12 protein-coding genes are annotated in these 16,819 nt (G+C 70.0%); 3 read left to right on the top strand and 9 right to left on the bottom strand.

The genetic code is table 11. The annotated features are described in order from the left end of the window. Window positions 1–662 precede the first annotated feature (662 nt). Window positions 663–1,043, top strand: a complete 381-nt coding sequence (locus ACYQ77_RS36875) for a hypothetical protein (protein ID WP_459720217.1) — start codon at window positions 663–665, stop codon at window positions 1,041–1,043. Between the two features lie 16 nt (window positions 1,044–1,059). Here the strand turns inward: ACYQ77_RS36875 and ACYQ77_RS36880 are convergent, their stop codons facing one another. The 6 genes from ACYQ77_RS36880 to ACYQ77_RS36905 form a co-directional block, all read right to left on the bottom strand. Further along, complete coding sequence (locus tag ACYQ77_RS36880) at window positions 1,060–2,580, bottom strand: beta-N-acetylhexosaminidase (protein WP_459720608.1); 1,521 nt, start codon at window positions 2,578–2,580, stop codon at window positions 1,060–1,062. A gap of 105 nt (window positions 2,581–2,685) precedes the next feature. After that, entirely contained in the window at window positions 2,686–3,516 is an 831-nt protein-coding gene (locus ACYQ77_RS36885) for a carbohydrate ABC transporter permease (protein ID WP_459720220.1), read from the bottom strand. Beyond that, window positions 3,513–4,490: a carbohydrate ABC transporter permease gene (locus ACYQ77_RS36890; RefSeq protein ID WP_459720222.1), complete on the bottom strand. Its 978-nt coding sequence runs from the start codon at window positions 4,488–4,490 to the stop codon at window positions 3,513–3,515. The genes ACYQ77_RS36885 and ACYQ77_RS36890 overlap by 4 nt, the downstream gene beginning before the upstream one ends. Beyond that, window positions 4,490–5,776, bottom strand: a complete 1,287-nt coding sequence (locus ACYQ77_RS36895; RefSeq protein WP_459720225.1) for a sugar ABC transporter substrate-binding protein — start codon at window positions 5,774–5,776, stop codon at window positions 4,490–4,492. The genes ACYQ77_RS36890 and ACYQ77_RS36895 overlap by 1 nt, the downstream gene beginning before the upstream one ends. 226 nt (window positions 5,777–6,002) lie before the next feature. Next, the gene (locus ACYQ77_RS36900; protein ID WP_459720228.1) at window positions 6,003–6,446 is read right to left on the bottom strand and encodes a hypothetical protein; all 444 of its coding nucleotides are present in this window, start codon (window positions 6,444–6,446) and stop codon (window positions 6,003–6,005) included. Between the two features lie 9 nt (window positions 6,447–6,455). Beyond that, the gene (locus ACYQ77_RS36905; protein WP_459720231.1) at window positions 6,456–7,724 is read right to left on the bottom strand and encodes a hypothetical protein; all 1,269 of its coding nucleotides are present in this window, start codon (window positions 7,722–7,724) and stop codon (window positions 6,456–6,458) included. 121 nt (window positions 7,725–7,845) lie between these two features. On the opposite strand from ACYQ77_RS36905, the gene lpdA reads away from it, so the two are divergent. Continuing rightward, window positions 7,846–9,234: a dihydrolipoyl dehydrogenase gene (lpdA, locus tag ACYQ77_RS36910; protein ID WP_459720232.1), complete on the top strand. Its 1,389-nt coding sequence runs from the start codon at window positions 7,846–7,848 to the stop codon at window positions 9,232–9,234. 84 nt (window positions 9,235–9,318) lie between these two features. Here lpdA and ACYQ77_RS36915 read toward each other — a convergent pair whose 3' ends face one another. Both ACYQ77_RS36915 and ACYQ77_RS36920 read right to left on the bottom strand, forming a co-directional pair. Further along, complete coding sequence (locus ACYQ77_RS36915) at window positions 9,319–10,935, bottom strand: protein-arginine deiminase family protein (RefSeq protein ID WP_459720234.1); 1,617 nt, start codon at window positions 10,933–10,935, stop codon at window positions 9,319–9,321. A 256-nt stretch (window positions 10,936–11,191) separates the two neighbouring features. Next, window positions 11,192–13,078 (bottom strand): propionyl-CoA synthetase, encoded by a 1,887-nt coding sequence (locus ACYQ77_RS36920; protein WP_459720236.1) that lies wholly within the window; start codon window positions 13,076–13,078, stop codon window positions 11,192–11,194. Between the two features lie 144 nt (window positions 13,079–13,222). Between ACYQ77_RS36920 and ACYQ77_RS36925 the strand changes: the two genes are divergently transcribed. Then, window positions 13,223–15,064: a serine/threonine-protein kinase gene (locus ACYQ77_RS36925; protein WP_459720611.1), complete on the top strand. Its 1,842-nt coding sequence runs from the start codon at window positions 13,223–13,225 to the stop codon at window positions 15,062–15,064. Between the two features lie 154 nt (window positions 15,065–15,218). On the opposite strand, the gene ACYQ77_RS36930 is transcribed toward ACYQ77_RS36925, so the two are convergent. Next, window positions 15,219–16,790 carry a dolichyl-phosphate-mannose--protein mannosyltransferase gene (locus ACYQ77_RS36930; RefSeq protein ID WP_459720239.1) on the bottom strand — a complete coding sequence of 524 codons (1,572 nt, stop codon included), beginning with the start codon at window positions 16,788–16,790 and terminating at the stop codon, window positions 15,219–15,221. Between the last annotated feature and the right edge of the window lie 29 nt (window positions 16,791–16,819).

The following is a 16,819-nucleotide window of genomic DNA, read 5'->3' on the forward strand; positions in this document are numbered from 1 at the left end:
CGGGCTGGGCTGGTGTGGTTGGGCTGAGGTCGGGCTGGGCTGGCGTGCTTGGGCTGGACCGGCGTGTCGGGCTGGGGCCGGGCTCGACCGGCGTGGTTGGGCTGGACCGGCGTGGTCGAGCCGGGGCCGGGCTGGGCCGGTGTGGATGGGCGTGGTCGGGCCGGGGCTGGGCTGGCGGGCGGGGCCGGTGTGGTCGGGCTGGGCTGGCGTGGTCGGGCAAGGGCTGGGCCGGTGTGGTTGGGCTGGTGCCGGGCCGGGGCTGGTGTGGTTGGGCTGGGGTCGGTCGGGGCAGTTTGGTCAGACCGCGGCACGCGCTGGATGTGGGTGGCTGTTCTGGCCTGGCTGACTTCGTGGTGGCTGGGCGGTTGGTGGGTTGGGCTGATTCGGGTGGTGTGGTCAGGCTGGTGGGTGTGGCTGGCTTGCTGGTCGCTGGGCCGTTCCGGCTGGGGTGCCGGGCTGTTTGGCGGCGGCGGTTGGCCAGGCGCTGCAGGCCTGGTGGGCAGTGGTCAGCCGAACAGGCGGGAGCGGTGGCCGGGCCCTGCCGCCCGGGCAGGGTGGCCGGGCAGGGTGGCCGGGCAGTGGAGGCCGTTCGGCGTAGGGAACCTTCCGCTCACTTCGCCGGTCGAAGCGGTCGCCACTGCGACCACCCGAGAGGACCCGCCATGCAGGTGCGCTACAACCCCGCTCTTCCCATCACGTTCCTCGTGCTTGGGGCGGGCAACACCGCGCTCGGCCTGCTCCTGCTGCGGACCGGCGGTGCGGTGGGGATCTCGCTGTTCCTCGGGCCGCTGTTCACGGTGATCGGGCTGTTGCAGCTCACCCGCACGTACTTCGAGTTCGACCCGGCCACCAGGACCATCGCCCTCAAGGCACTTCTCGGCCCGGTGGTGCGGCGGTTCGGCGGCGCCGTGGGCGGCACGCTGCACGTCGACGGCAACCGTGTCCTGTGCACCCGCGCGGACGGCACCGTCAAGAAGGTGCCGGTGAGCCGGCTCCTGGCCCGGGGGGACCAGTGGCGTGCGGTCATCGGCCGGATGGCGTGACCGCACGCCCCCTACCTCACCAGTCGATCTTCGGGGACCGGTAGAAGTCGATCCCCATGGCCTCCCAGCGCGGGGCTTCCGCGGCGAGCCGGCTCCGCATGGCCTCCCAGTCGTGTGTCGACCACGGTGACCAGGCCAGTTCGGCGAGCACGGGCAGCCTCGGGAACGCCATGAACTCGATGTGGTCGCTGTTCTCGAGCGTCTCCGACCACAGCGGCGCCTCGACACCCAGCACGGCCGACTCCGGCACGCCCCGCAGGAACGTGCCCGGGTTCCAGTCGTACGCGTCGTCGACCTCGGTGTAGCCCGCCCACGACAGGCCGAGCGGGGTGTTCTCGTCGTACTTCATGTCCATGTACGCCTTGCTGGCTGGCGACATCAGGACCTTGTGACCGCGGGCCGCGGCGTCGGCGACCAGGTCGTTCGTGTCGGTGGTGCCCCAGTACTGGGCGACGGCCGAGGTCGGCGGGGTGGCCTTCATGTACTCGTGCCAGCCGAACAGCCGCTTGCCGGTCGCCTCGACCATCGGGAACACGCGGTCGAAGAACTTGATGAAGTCCGGGTCGGTCGTCGAGTGCGCCTCGTCGCCGCCGAGGTGCAGGTACGGGCCGGGGGTCAGCTCCGCCAGCTCGGTGATCACGTCCTGCACGAACCGGTACGTGATCTCCTTGTCGATGCAGAACGAGCTGAAACCGACCTCGATGCCGGTGTACAGCGGCGGGGCGACGCCGTCGCAGTTGAGCTCCGCATAGGACGCCAGCGCCGCGTTCGTGTGCCCCGGCATGTCGATCTCCGGGACGATCGTGATGTTGCGGGCCGCCGCGTACGCCACGAGGTCGCGGTACTGCGCCTTCGTGTAGTACCCGCCGGGTCCGCCGCCGACCTCCGTCGAACCGCCGTACGTCGCCAGGCGCGGCCAGCTCTCGATCTCGATCCGCCAGCCCTGGTCGTCCGCGAGGTGCAGGTGCAGGTGGTTGATCTTGTACAGCGCGATCTGGTCGATGTAGGTCTTCACCTGGTCCGGGGTGAAGAAGTGCCGGGCCACGTCGAGCATCGCGCCGCGGTAGGCGAACCGCGGGTAGTCGACCACCTTGCCGCCCGGCACCACCCACGGGCCGCGCTGCTTCGTGCGGGACTCCACCGCGGCGGGGAGCAGCTGGCGCAGGGTCTGCACACCCGTGAAGAGCCCCGCCGGCGTCCGCGCCTTCAGCGACACACCACGCCGGTTCACCGACAGTTCGTAACCCTCGGTTCCCAGCCGGGCCGGGACGTACCCCAGCGACAGATCGATGCCACCGCCGTGGCGACGGTCCGTCACCACCGGCAGCCGGTACCCGGTCGACGGCCGCAGCACGCCGGCCAGGAAGTTCCCCACGCCCTTCGCGGCGCGGTCGACGGTGATCACGGTGCCGGGGGTGATGGTGAAACCGCCGTGGCGGTCAGGTGTGACCGACACGGGGGCCGGTATCACCTGGGTCATGCGGGACTCCTCCGGTGTGGTGGCCCCGGCGGGGACGCCGAGGCCGAGCAGGGCCATGCCGCCGATGGCCAGGACGGAAACGGCACGGGACGCGAGCGACCTGGACACGAGAACCTCCCGAATGGTCCGTACCTCCAGGTCTAACTGGTCCAGACCACCAGGTCAACCCTTGAGCGCCCCCGCGGTCGCGCCGGACACCAGCTTGCGCTGCACGATGAGGAAGAACACCAGCGCGGGCAGCGCGTACATGACGGACGCCGCCATGATGCCGCCCCAGTCGGTACCGAACACCGTCTTGAACGTCGACAGCCACACCGGCAGCGTCTGCTTGTCCTTGTCGCGCATGAACACCAGCGCGTACAGGAACTCGTTCCACGCCGTGATGAACGCGAACACCGACGTCGCCACGATGCCCGGGCCGAGCAGGGGCAGCACGACCCGGCGGAACGCGCCGAACCGGCCGCAGCCGTCGACCATCGCGGCCTCCTCCAGCTCGTACGGGATGCCCTGCACGAACCCGCGCAGCGTCCACACCGTGAACGGCAGCGTGATCGCGAAGTACACGAGCAGCAGCGACGGCAGCTGGTTGAGCAGCCCGGCGTCCTGCATGAGCAGGAACATCGGGATGAACAGGGCCTCCATCGGCGCCATCTGCGCGATCAGCACCAGCAGCAGGAACCCCTTGCGCCCCCGGAACCGCAGCCGCGCCAGCGGGAACGCCGCCAGCACGCCGGCCACGAGCGAGCACAGCACGGCCCCGACCGTGACGATCAGGCTGTTCGTCAGGTGCGTGAGGAAGCCGGGCTTGGCCCACGCGCTGACGAAGTTGTCGAACGTGACCGAGAGCGGGATCAGGTCGTAGTCCGGCGTCAGCATGTCGGTCGACGGCTTGAACGCGCTGGTCAGGAGCCAGTACGTGGGGAAGGCGAAGAAGATCGCGACGACCACGCCCGCCGTGTTCAGCGCGATCCGCTTGCCCCTGGTCGTCTTCACGAGACGTCACCCTCCCGAGTGCGCAGCAGCAGCTGCAGGTAGCGCGCGGTGAGCACGACGAGCACGAGGATCATCAGCACCGCGATCGCCGACGCGACGCCGAAGTGCCGTCCCGCGATGCCCCGCAGGTACAGCAGGACCGGCAGCGTGGTGCTCTCGCCGTCCGGACCGCCCTGGCGGATCGCCCACACCTGCGCGAACACCTTGAAGTCCCAGATCACCGACAGGAACGTGGCGAGCGTGACCATGGGCCGGATCGTCGGCCAGGACACGGTCGAGAACGTCTGCCACGAGGTCGCGCCGTCCATGGCGGCCGCCTCGTACAGCTCCCTGGGCGCCTGCAGCAGGCCCGCGTAGATCGTGAAGCAGACGAACGGGACCGCCTGCCAGACGATCAGGATCCCGATGACGGTGAGCGTGCTCGCGCCGGACGAGAACCACGAGAAGCCCTGGAAGGAGTCGAAGCCCAGCTTGACCAGGGTCTTGTTGAGGATCCCGTACTGCTGGTCGAAGATCCACTGGAACACGGTGGTGGTCGCGAGGATCGGCGTCGCCCACGCCAGCACCAGCGTGACCTGCACGAACACCCGGACCGGCCCGGACAGGTGCCGCATGAGCAGCGCGATCAGCAGCCCTGCCACGACCGTGCCCGCCACGACCGCCGCCGTGAACACGACCGTCCGCACGGTGATCGTCCAGAACTCCGGGTCGGACAGCACGTCCGAGTAGTTGCCGAACCCGACCCAGACCAGTTCGCCGCGCACCAGCTCACCGAGGTCGAGCTTGCGGAAGCTGATGCCGATGACCTGGATGGCGGGCCAGGCGAGCAGCACCAGCATCACGATCACGGCCGGTGCCAGCAGCAGGTAGGGGATCGTCTTCTCACCGAGACCGGCGCGCCCGCGCCCCGACGCGCGCGCCGGTGCCGGCGGGGAGGTCCCCGCCGGCACCGTGGTGTGGATGGTCGCCGTCATCAGCCGGTGAAGGCGGCGTCCAGCGCGGTGTCCGCGTCCTTGGTCGCGGTGTCGATGTCCTTCGCGCCGGTGAGGTAGGCGGTGAGCATGTCCTTCAGCGGGTTCTGGCCCGCCTCGATGGTCGCCCACGTCGGGGTCGCGGGGACCGCCCTGCCGTTCTTCGACGCGGCCGCCATCGCCTTGCTGACCGGGTTCGCGTCCAGCGGGGACAGGTCGGTCGAGGCGCCCGGCACCATGCCGGCCTCGGCGAACTGCTTCTGGTACTTGTCGGACAGCATCAGGCGCAGGTAATCCTTCGCGAGGTCCGGGTTCTTGCTGTTGACCGGGATCGCGAGGTTCGAGCCGCCCTGGAACACGGGCGCGGTCTCACCGGCGTTCTTCGACGGGATCGGGAACGCCGAGGAGTTCTTCTCGATGTCGGGGTTGTCCTTCGCGGCCGTGCCCAGCTCCCACGGCAGCGCGATCATCATCGCGACCTTGCCCTGGCCGTAGATGCCCGCCTGCTCGGGGTTCTGCTCGTCGTTGTCCTTCGGCGCGGTCGTGCCCGACTTCTCGACCAGCTCCTTGTAGAACTCGAGACCGGCCTTGGCTTCCGGCGTGTTCATGGTCGCCTTGAACTTGGTGCCGTCGGCCTTGGCGATGTCGCCGCCCTCGTCGTAGATGAAGGACAGCAGCGTGTACCAGTTCTGGCCGGGCAGGTAGAGCGCCTGGAACTGCTTGTCACTGCCGAACTTGGCGCGCAGCTTGGCGATCGCGTCCAGCCACTCCTGCCGGGACGTCGGCGGGGCCGTGATCCCGGCCTGCTGGAACATGTCGGTGCGGTAGATGACCGACCGGTTCGCGGCGTAGAACGGCGTGGAGTACTGCTTGCCGTCCCACTCGCCGGAGGACTTCAGCGACTGCAGCCACGCGTCACCGTTCATGCTGTCGACGTCGGCCGTGAGGTCGGTCAGCACCCCGTCCGCCGCGAACGACGGCGCCTGGGTGTTGCCGAGCTCGATGACGTCCGGCGGGTCCTGGCTGGCCAGGGCCGTGGTGAGCTTGTCCTGGATGCCGTTCCACTCCTGGACCTCGTACTTGACGGTGACACCGTCGTGGGCGGCCTCGAACTCCTTGTTGAGGGCGTCCGTGAGGGTCTCGGGGGCCGAACCGTTCATCAGCCAGACGGTGAGCGTGCGCGGGCCGCCGCTGCTCTCCTCGCCGCCGCTGCCACCGGAACCGGCACACCCGGCCGTGGCTAACGCGATGGCCGCGGCACCGGCCATCACCTTCGTCAAGCGCTTCACGATCTCGTCCTTCCGTGCGCTGGCCGCGCGATCAACCCAGTGGTTCAGACCTACTGGTATAGACCTAGTGGTTTAGACCAATGGGAGAACTCTGGGCCTGTCGGCCCGCCGTGTCAAGACAATCCGGAAAGACGTTGCCCGTCTGTTTTTGTTGAGAGGCAACGAGATGTGCAATTGGTGCGGGAACCGCTCACCGACATCGTTGTCACCACGGGGGTTGCGGCGGTCAGCGCCGCAGCCGTAGCGGGTTGGCGAAGAACTCGTCCTCGTCCACCGGTTGGCGGGGCGCTTCTTCCGGTTGCGGTGCCGGGAGGTGCGCGGGGAAGACGCCGATCTCGACGAGCTTCGCCACGCTGGGCGGCGGGGTGTTCCGCAGTGCCTCGAAGGCCGCGGCCGTCTCGCGGTCCGCGCCGCCGTGGGCCAGGCCCTCCACCACCTGCCGCCACGTCAGCTGTCCGCGGTCGATGCGGTCCAGGACCGGTTGCCACTCGTCGGTGCGGGCGTGGCCGACGACGAACGCCCTTACGCGCTCGACGTCCTCGTCGGTCACCGCCACCGGCTTGCGGTCCAGCGACGCGACCTGTTCGCGGACGCGGCCCGCGACGCGCAGCGCGTACTCGACGCGGCCGTCGAGCTCGCGCTCCGCCTGTGTCATCTCCGGCGTGTACATGGTGATCTCCTAACCGGCGTGCGCGCCGATGTCGTCCAGTTCGGTCAGGGCGTCGTCGGCGTCGGCGACGCTGTCGGTCAGTTCCTTCCTCGTCTCGGCCAGGTCCGCGCGGTGTTCGCGGATGGCCTCGGCGGTCGCCGCGGCCTCGGTGAGGCTGCCGACGTCCGGGATCCGCCTGACCGTCGCGACGAGCTCCTCGACCGTCGTGAAGTAGCCGGACATGGTCGAGACGATGTCCTCGATCGCGGTGAACAGGTCGAACACGGCCTGCGCGGTGTCGACGATCTGCTTGATGTCGTCGTAGAGGTCGTCGATGTCGATGCCGAACGCCCAGCCGATGTACTTGGCCGCCGACTGGATCGCGGTCCACGCCCAGCCGACGATCGGCAGCGCCTTGGTCGCGATCTTGCGGGCGGCTTCGATGATCAGCTTGATGCAGTCGATCGCGAGCTGGGCGATCTTCTTCGAGACCTCCGCGATCTTGGCGAACCCCGCCGCGACGAACTCGCCCATGCGCTGCCCGGCCCACACCGCGCCGCGGTGCCAGAACAGGTCGACGAACTGGCCGAACGCCTCCGACGCCGGGCCCCGCCAGTGGTTGCCGGCCAGGTTCGTCGTGTTGTCGCCCAGGTTGGCGGCGAGCAGGCCGAGGTTGTTGCCGACGCTCTCCCACGCCTTGCCGTTGGCCTCGATGCTGTTGTAGTTGCCCGCGAGCGGCGCGACGATCGAGTCGGTGAAGCCCTTGCCGCCGTCGACGTCGAACTCCGACCAGATCCAGTCGAGCACGCCGAGCACGGCGCCGGTGTCGAGGTCCGCGGAGTAGTCGGTGTCCGGCCGGTCGATGGCCTCGAGCTCGAGCCGCGTGTACGTGAACGGCGACGGGCCGCCCTCGGCGTGCAGGAAGTAGCCGCGGTGGGGGTCGTGGTTGCCGTACCCGGAGCCGAAGTTGACGTCCTCGTCGGTGTCCCCGGCCAGCCCGGTGCGGTCGAACAGGGACCGGTGGTCGTACTCGGTGTGCCCGTAGTCCTGCGCCACGTCGATGACCGCGTCGCCGAGGTCGCACAGCTTGCGCTGCATGAGGCTGAACGCCGACCCGACGAGCACCGACGCCTCGCCGGTGACGATCTCGCCGAGCGGGGCGAGCAGCCCGGTGAACCCGTCGGCGCTCATGCCCTCGTCGCGGGCCAGCCGCTCGATCTGCGGGACGGTGACGCCTGCCTCCGCCGCCAGGTACAGGCCGAAGTCGGCCACCACCTTCTCGTGGACCTCGAAACCCATGCTCGACTCCCTCGTTGTTTGCGTGTGCGAATCGCGGGGACGGGTGGTCACCGCGCGGGTGGTGTCAGTGCTTGCCGACCGTGGGCGGCGCGGGTGTGCCCGGTTCGCCTAGGGTTGGGTCGTGAGCACACATTTCAACGTCGTGGTTCTCGGGGCCGGGCCCGGTGGGTACGTGGCCGCTGTGCGGGCTTCGCAGCTGGGGCTCTCGACCGCGGTCATCGAGGAGAAGTACTGGGGCGGTGTCTGCCTGAACGTGGGCTGCATCCCGTCCAAGGCGCTCCTGCGCAACGCCGAGCTGGCGCACATCTTCACCACCGAACAGAAGACGTTCGGCATCGAGGTCGACGGCACGGTCCGGTTCGACTTCGGCGCGGCCCACGCCCGCAGCCGCACCGTCGCGGACGGCCGGGTCAAGGGTGTGCACTACCTCATGAAGAAGAACGGGATCACGGAGTTCACCGGCCGTGGCACGTTCACCGGGCCGAACGCGATCGAGGTCAACGGCGAGACCGTGACCTTCGACAACTGCATCATCGCGGCCGGCGCGTCCGCGAAGCTGCTGCCCGGCACGTCGCTGTCCGAGCGCGTCGTGACCTACGAGGAGCAGATCCTCACCGACGAGCTGCCCGGCAGCATCATCATCGCCGGCGCGGGCGCGATCGGCGTCGAGTTCGCGTACGTGCTCGCCAACTACGGCGTCGACGTGACCATCGTCGAGTTCCTCGACCGGATGGTGCCGCTCGAGGACGTCGAGGTGTCCAAGGAGCTGGCGCGCCACTACCGCAAGCTGGGCGTCACCGTCATGACCTCGACCCGCGTCGAGTCCATCGACGACTCCGGCGAACAGGTCACCGTCGAGGTCACCGACGCCAAGGGCGGCAAGAAGACCCTCAAGGCCGACAAGGTCCTGCAGGCGATCGGTTTCCAGCCGAACATCGAGGGCTACGGGCTGGAGAACACCGGGGTGGCGACCACCGACCGCGGTGCCATCGACGTCGACGAGTACTGCCGCACCAACGTCGAGCACATCTACGCCATCGGCGACGTCACCGCGAAGCTCATGCTCGCGCACAACGCCGAGGCCATGGGCATCGTCGCGGCCGAGACCATCGCAGGCGCCGAGACCATGCCGATCGACTACCGCATGGTGCCGCGCGCCACGTACTGCCAGCCGCAGATCGCGAGCTTCGGCTACACCGAGGAGCAGGCCCGCGAGGCGGGCTACGACGTGCAGGTCGCGAAGTTCCCGTTCACCGCGAACGGCAAGTCGCACGGCCTCGGTGACGCCCGCGGGTTCGTCAAGCTGCTGTCCGACGGCAAGTACGGCGAGCTGCTCGGCGGCCACCTGATCGGCCCGGACGTCACCGAGCTGCTGCCCGAGCTGACGCTGGCCCAGCAGTGGGACCTGACCGTCCACGAGGTCGCACGCAACATCCACGCCCACCCGACCCTGGGCGAGGCCGTCAAGGAGGCCGTTCACGGCCTCGCCGGCCACATGATCAACCTGTGACCCGCGCCCCGGCCGCTCCCGCGTGTTCATGATCGTGGGAGCGGCCGGGGGCGGGGCTCGTTCCTGCGGGTAAGAACCCCGTAATCAGTCGACCGCGCGCCACGCGTTGGTCGTGCAGTGGACCTCGCCGCCGCCCAGGTGCGCCCAGCCGACGTCCTCCACCCAGTGCACGTCCACGCCCCGCAGGGCCCGTTCGGTCGCGGTCTTGAAGATGTCCTCGCCGTCAACCACGGGCGCGTGCGGGTCGGGGGCGGCGAACGTGTGCGCGTCGAGGGACAGGCCGTTCGGGATGCCCGGCGTCGCCGCCATGAACAGGCCGACCTCCCGCGGTTTCGTGAACAGGACCGGCACGCGGACCAGCTCGCCGGCCCGCAGGCCGGTCTCGCGCAGCAGCACCGCGACCTGGTCGTCGATGTGCCGGGCGGCTTCCTCGTTGTCGGCCATCAGCTGCCGGTCCGCCAGCACCTCGTCGATGGTGGCGGTGAGCCTGCCCGCGGTGAACCGCGCGTCGCCGTGGTCCTGGTTGGCGCGCAACGTCGCCACCGCCAGCCGCGGGTCGGCCACCATGATCGTCCAGCCGCGGGCGTTGCGTGCCTTCACCACGTGGGTCGTCTCGTCGGCGTGACCCACCAGCAGCCACGACGTGTCGATCACGACGGGCGGCTGCGCGTGCTGGCTGGTCAGGAACCCGATGAACGCCGGGTCCGGGGTCAGCGCACCGCGCGGGTCGGACCCGTAGACGAGGCGCCCGTCCGGGTAGCCCCGGTACGGCGGCAGCGACTCGATGTTGCCGGTCGCGTTGCGCAGGTCCTTGATCGCGTCGCGGCCGTCGTCGGCCATGGCCTGCACGACCGCGACGTCCGGTCCGCGCAGGTCGCGGAACACCGCGCGCGACGCCGGCCGCGGGGTGCGGACGCCCACGTCCCAGATGTTGGCCGAGCGGATGGCGAACCGCATCGTCCGCCCGTTGGCCGTGGCGTAGGCGGGTTCGAAGAAGTCCTGCCACCAGTTGTCCTGCCACCACAGGCCGGTGCCGGTCAGGTACCGCATCGGCGCGCCCGCCTCCTCGAGGTCGCCGCTGAACGACTCCCAGTCGTGCGGTGCCCAGGCGTCGTCCAGCCACTGCCAGCCGTCGGGCCGGCCCTGCCCGGGGCCCGGCCTGGCAGCGAAGACCGTGGTGGCGCGCTGCAGGTCGTGCTGCAACATCAGCGGAGCCACGGTGAGCCGGTGCCGGACCGTTCTGGTGGTGGTCAGCGTGACGGTGATCCGGCCGTCCCAGCCCGGGCGGCGCACGTCCGTGGCCTCGACGCCCAGCTCCACACCCCGCCGGAGCTCGGCGGCGGACAGCTCGGTCGCGGGCACCCACCCACCGCCGCGCCGGACGAACACCCGCGCCCGGCCCTCGACGGTGACACGGCCGGCCGTGGTCGCGTGGGCCTGGAGCCGCGCGAGGTCCTTGGCGTCGGCGCGCCCGTTCACGACATCGTCGGCAGCGTCGTGGCAGGCGGCCAGCTCGGCGTCGACCGCCGGACCGAGCGCGTCCATCTGTTCTGTTGTGACCTGACATCTCCTCCCGTCGTCGTCCAGGTTCGGCAGCACGACGTCGTCGCCCCGCAACGCGACCGCCGTCGCGCTCGCGGTGGGCACGAACACCATCCCCGCCGCGATCGCCAGCACTCCTGCGAAACCCTTGTACCGCAATGGTTCCCCCTCCCAGGTCTCCTGTCATCGAACCTAGGGTGGAACTTCGGTGCCGTCGTCCGCCTTAGGTCGGAGGGAGGGTCGGCACCTCGGGGGACGGGCGCGGTAAACGGCATGACAGCCCGCGCGCATACCGCAGAGCCCGGTCACCGGCGGCTGCGGGCAGGAGGTACTGGCCGCACCTGCGCGGGTGGCGGCGACCGCCGAGGTCGTCACCGACGAGGAGACCGGCGACGTGCTGCTCGAACTCCTCGTCTCACTCTGCGTGCGTGCCGCGGAGGATGGGGCGCAGCGCGTCCAGCACGCCCGGGTCCTCGATGGTCGACGGGACCGGCTCGTCGCGGCCGTTGGCGATGCCGCGCATCGTCTTGCGGAGGATCTTGCCCGACCGCGTCTTCGGCAGGCCGTCGACGACGGACACGTCCCGGAACGCGGCCACCGGGCCGATCTGCTGGCGCACCGCGGCCACCAGCTCGTCACGCAGCGTGGACTCGTCGACGTCCACACCCGCCTTCAGCACCACGAACCCGCGCGGCAGCTGCCCCTTCAACGCGTCCGCGACACCGATCACCGCGCACTCCGCGACCGCCGGGTGTGACGCCAGCACCGCCTCCATCGACCCCGTCGACAGGCGGTGGCCGGCCACGTTGATCACGTCGTCGGTGCGGCCCATGACGAACACGTAGCCGTCCTCGTCGATGTAGCCGCCGTCGCCGGTCAGGTAGTAGCCCTCGTACCGCGACAGGTACGACTCGACGTACCGGTCGTCGTCGCCCCACAGCGTCGGCAGGGTGCCCGGCGGCAGCGGGAGCCTGATGGCGATCGCGCCCTCCTCGCCGCGCGGCATCTCCTCGCCGGTCGCGTCGAGGATGCGCACGTCGTAGCCGGGGACCGGGACGGATGGGGAACCCGGCTTGATCGGCAGGTCGTCGAGGCCGCGGAGGTTCGCGCAGATCGGCCAGCCGGTCTCCGTCTGCCACCAGTGGTCGACGACCGGTACGCCGAGCTTCTCGCTCGCCCAGTGGTAGGTCTCCGGGTCGAGCCGCTCGCCCGCCAGGAAGAGGGTCTTGAAACCGGACAGGTCGTACTTCGCGAGCTCGGCCCCGGAAGGGTCGACGCGCTTGATCGCGCGGAACGCGGTCGGTGCCGTGAACAGCGCCTTCGCCCCGTGCTCGGCGATGACCCGCCAGAACGCGCCCGCGTCCGGGGTCCCGACCGGTTTGCCCTCGTAGAGCACGGTCGTGGCGCCGATGAGCAGCGGCGCGTACACGATGTAGGAGTGGCCGACGACCCAGCCGACGTCCGACGCGGTCCACCACACCTCGCCGGGGTGGAGGTCGTAGATGTTCGGCAGCGACCACGCCAGCGCGACCGCGTGCCCGCCGTTGTCGCGGACGACGCCCTTCGGCTTACCGGTCGTGCCCGACGTGTACAGGATGTAGAGCGGGTCGGTCGCCGCCACCGGCACGCAGTCGGCCGGCGACGCCTTCGCGACCGCGTCCTCCCAGTCGACGTCCCGGTCACCGAGCGTCGCGCGGGCCTGCTCGCGCTGCAGCACCACGACCGCGTCCGGCTGGTGCGACGTCGTCCTCAGCGCCTCGTCGATGATCGGCTTGTACTCGACGATCCTGGTCGGCTCGATGCCGCAGGACGCCGCCACGATCACCTTCGGGGTCGCGTCCTCGATGCGGCTCGCCAGCTCCTTGGGCGCGAACCCGCCGAACACCACCGAGTGGATCGCGCCGAGCCGGGCACAGGCGAGCATCGCGACGACCGCGCGTGGGACCATCGGCATGTAGATGATCACCCGGTCGCCCTTGCCGACCCCGAGGTCGCGCAACGCGCCGGCGAACACGGCGACCTCGTCCCGCAGCTCACGGTAGGTGAACGAGGCCTTGCTTCCCGTCACGGGCGAGTCGTACACGAGCGCCGTCTGGTCCGCGCGACCACCGGCGACGTGGCGGTCGAGCGCGTTGTGGCACGTGTTCAGCACGCCGTCGGGGAACCAGCGGTACAGCGGAGCCGTGGTGTCGTCGAGGGCCCTGGCCGGCGCGGTCTCCCAGTCGATCGACTCGGCGGCCGCCAGCCAGAAGGCTTCCGGGGCCGCGAGGCTCCGTCGGTACGCGTCCTGGTAGCTACCCATGGAAAGTCAACTTAGACCTCTACGGCAACCTGGTCACTGTCGTCAGCGTCGACATAACAGGTCGACATAGGGTGGATCCACGAACGTGTTCGTCTGGTCTCATGGACAACAGGGAGGGGAGGAACAGTGAACCTGCTCGTCGAGATGGGTAGCTCGCTGATCTCCCTCGCCCACGATCTCTTCCAGCCCAAGTTCTGCCCGGGTGACTGGGTGTGGGCCACGATCATGGCCGGTTTCCTGGTGGGGCTGCTGCCGCCGCTGGGCGCCGTGCTGATCGCGCTGGTCCGCAAGGGCACGGGCAACACCTACAACGCGGTGACGCTGTCCGTGTTCGGCCTGCTCGGGGGCGTGTTCGCGTTCCTGCTGCCGTGGCTGTACACGATGGGCACGTCCGAGACGTTCCTCACGGTGTTCACCAACCGGCAGGCGGACGTCCGCCGCAGCACCGGGACCGGGCTCACGATCGAAGAGGCCGACTCGATGGAGCGCGGCTTCTGCGGCTGGGTCAGCAACCAGGACTACTTCCTCGGTGGCCGCCCGACCGTGTACGAGGTGCTGTTCCACCCGTTCGAGAGCGGCCCGATGCTGCTGCTCCGGTACGTGATGCTGCTGGTGGTGCCCGGGCTCGCGCTGCTGTTCGTGTGGATGCAGGCGCGGCTCGCGTTCCGGCGCGGCGCGAAGTGGCCGGGCAGGCTGTTCTGGCTGCCGTTCCTCGCGGCGCTGCTGCTGAGCGTGGCCGTGAAGGTCAACGTCGCCACGTACATGTGGATCGGGTTGCTGCTCGCGAGCGTGCTCGGGCTGCTGCCGTTGCTGGTGGTGGGGCCGCCGAGCTGGTCGGTGATCGAGCGGCGGCAGAAGGCGGAGGGCGCCGCCGAACAACGCCGCGCCGACGCGCAGCAGCGTGCGATGCAGCCGCCGCCACCGCAGCAACAGCACCGGCCGCCGCCCTACCAGCCGCCGCCACCCCCGCCGCCGTACGTGCCGCCGTCGCACAACCAGCCCGTGCGGACGCCCCCGCCGACGAAGGTCGCGCCGCAGCTGCGCGAGCCCGAGCCGGACCGGCAGGCGCTCGCCGCGCTCGCGGCCGACCCCGGTCCGCTGCCGTTCCCGTCGGAGAAGCCGACGTCGGTGCTCAAGCCGGCGAGCGGGCGGTTCCAGAAGCTGCGCCAGCTCGGCACGGGCGGCTTCGGCACCGTGTGGCTGGCGAAGGACACGCAGCTCAACCGCACGGTCGCGATCAAGATGGCGCACGCGCCGGACGCCGAGACCGAGGAGCGGATGCTGCGGGAGGCGCGTGCGCTGGCCGCCGTGCACCACCCGAACTGCGTGCGCGTGTACGACATCGTCTCCGAGGCCGACGGCCTCGGGCTGATCATGGAGTACATCGAGGGTGACCAGCTCGCGGAGGTCGTGCACGGGCGGGGCACGCTGTCCGACCTGCAGGCCGCGCGGCTGTGGCTCACGATGGCCGGTGCGCTCTCGGCGGCACACGCGAAGGGCGTGCTGCACCGCGACGTGAAGCCGGCGAACGTGATCGTCGACCCGGACGGCAACCCGCACCTGATCGACTTCGGCATCGCGCGGTCCAAGGGCGACCAGACGCTCACCGCGGCCGGGATGATGGTCGGCACCCCCGACTTCCTCGCCCCGGAGACGGCGACGGGCGCGACGGCCACCCCGGCGTCGGACGCGTGGCAGCTGGCGGCGACGGTGAGCTTCGCGCTGGCAGGCCACCCGCCACGCGGCGTCCGCGAGAACGCCATGGCGGCCCTCATGGCAGCGGCGAAGGCCGAGCCCCTGTCCCACCTGCCGCAGCGCAGCACCCACCTGCGCCTGCTGCAGGCGTCCCTGGACAAGGACCCGGCCCGCCGCCCGACCCTGGCCGCCGTCCAACGCGAGATGACGGCGTGGATCGCCCGAGCGGGCCAGGAAACAGCGGGCCCGGTGACGCAGGTAGTCCCAAGAGCCCACATAAACCCGAAGTAACCCCCCGAGCCCCGCCCCCAACCCTCGCGAGTCGCGCTCTCACGCACACCGAGTTGTCAGTTTCGTGCACACAGGTCAGGACCAAGATCTGCACGAAAACGGAACTCGGTATGCGCGAGAGCGCGACTCGCGGTGTTCTGGGGCTCGCGGGGGGTCAGCGCCAGCTGGGGAGCCACAGTTCTTGTTGCCAGTGTGACTCGGTGATCGAGTCGCCGTTCAGGACGGGCCACAGCCAGACGAAGTTGGCGACCACCAGGCCCACGTACAGGGAGACCACGAGCAGACCGGTGCCCCTGCGTTCGTAGCCGTCCTGGGTGGTGCCCATGATCTGGCCCAGGACCAGGACTATGCCGAGCACCAGGAACGCGGCCATCGGGGTCGCGTAGAAGAAGTACATCTGGCGGTCGAGGTTGGTGAACCACGGCAGCAGGCAGGTCAGGTAGGCGACGACGAACGCCGCGAACCGCCAGTCCAGCCTGCCGATCATCCGCCACAGACCCCAGCCGAGCACCGGCAGCGACACCCACCACATCGCGGGCGTGCCGATCAGCATGGTGGCGCTGACGCACCGCTCCTCACCGCAGGAGACGGTGCCGCTGTCGTAGTAGTACAGCATCGGGCGCAGGCCCATCGGCCACGTCCACGGCTTCGACTCCCACGGGTGCTGGTCGGTCGCCGGCGTCTTGAGGTTCTCGTGGAAGTCCAGCACGTTGCCCGAGTACTGCCACAGCGACCGCAGCGCCGTGGGCAGGAAGTCGTACCAGCCGTGGTGGTTCGCCTGGTCCGCGAGGTGCCGGTCGACGCCGGTCTCGGACATGAACCAGCCCCACCACGTCGCCAGGTACACGAGCAGCGCGACGACCACCAGCGCCCACAGGCCCGCCAGCACGTCCCGCATGATCGAGCCGACCCACGGCCGCGCCACCCCGGCCGCGCGCCGTGCCGTGGCGTCCCAGATGACCGTCATCAGGCCGAACGCCATGATGAAGAAGACGCCGGACCACTTCGACCCGCACGCCAGGCCCAGCGACACCCCGGCCAGGAACCGCCACCAGCGGAAGCCGAGCCACGGCCCGTACGGCGTCTCGTGCGCCCAGCCCTCCCGGACCGCCACGGCCAGCCGTTGCCGCACCTGGTCGCGGTCGAGCAGGAGGCAGCCGAACGCCATCAGCACGAAGAAGGCCAGGTAGATGTCGAGCATGCCCATGCGGCTCTGCACGTGGGACAGGCCGTCGCAGATGAGCAGCACACCGGCGATGCCGCCGAGCAGCGTGGACCTGGTCAGCCGCCGCGCGATCCGGATGATCATGAGGATCATCAGCGCGCCCGCGAGTGCCGCGGTGAACCGCCAGCCCCAGCCGTTGTACCCGAACAGCCACTCGCCGATCGCGATCAGCTGCTTGCCGAGCGGCGGGTGGACGGTCAGCTCGTAGGCCGGGTTGTCCTCGTACCCGCCGTTGCGCAGGATCTCCCACGCCTGCGGCACGTAGTGCTTCTCGTCGAAGACCGGCGTGCCCTTGTCGGTGGGGAAGCCCAGGTTCTGCAGCCGCACGAACCCGCCGAAGAGCGCCAGGATGCCCGCGACCAGCCAGCCACGCAGGCGGTCGGCCGGCATGGGCTTGCCGATCAGGTGGATCTCGGCGAGGTCGCCTTCGGACAGCGGTCTCCCGCCGGCGCCACCCACGTCGGGTGACACCGCGGCCTGGCGGGTGACGGTGAGACTCACGGGCAGAGATGGTAGGCGGCCCGATGTGG

It is taken from the genome of Actinophytocola sp. KF-1 (assembly GCF_054661535.1).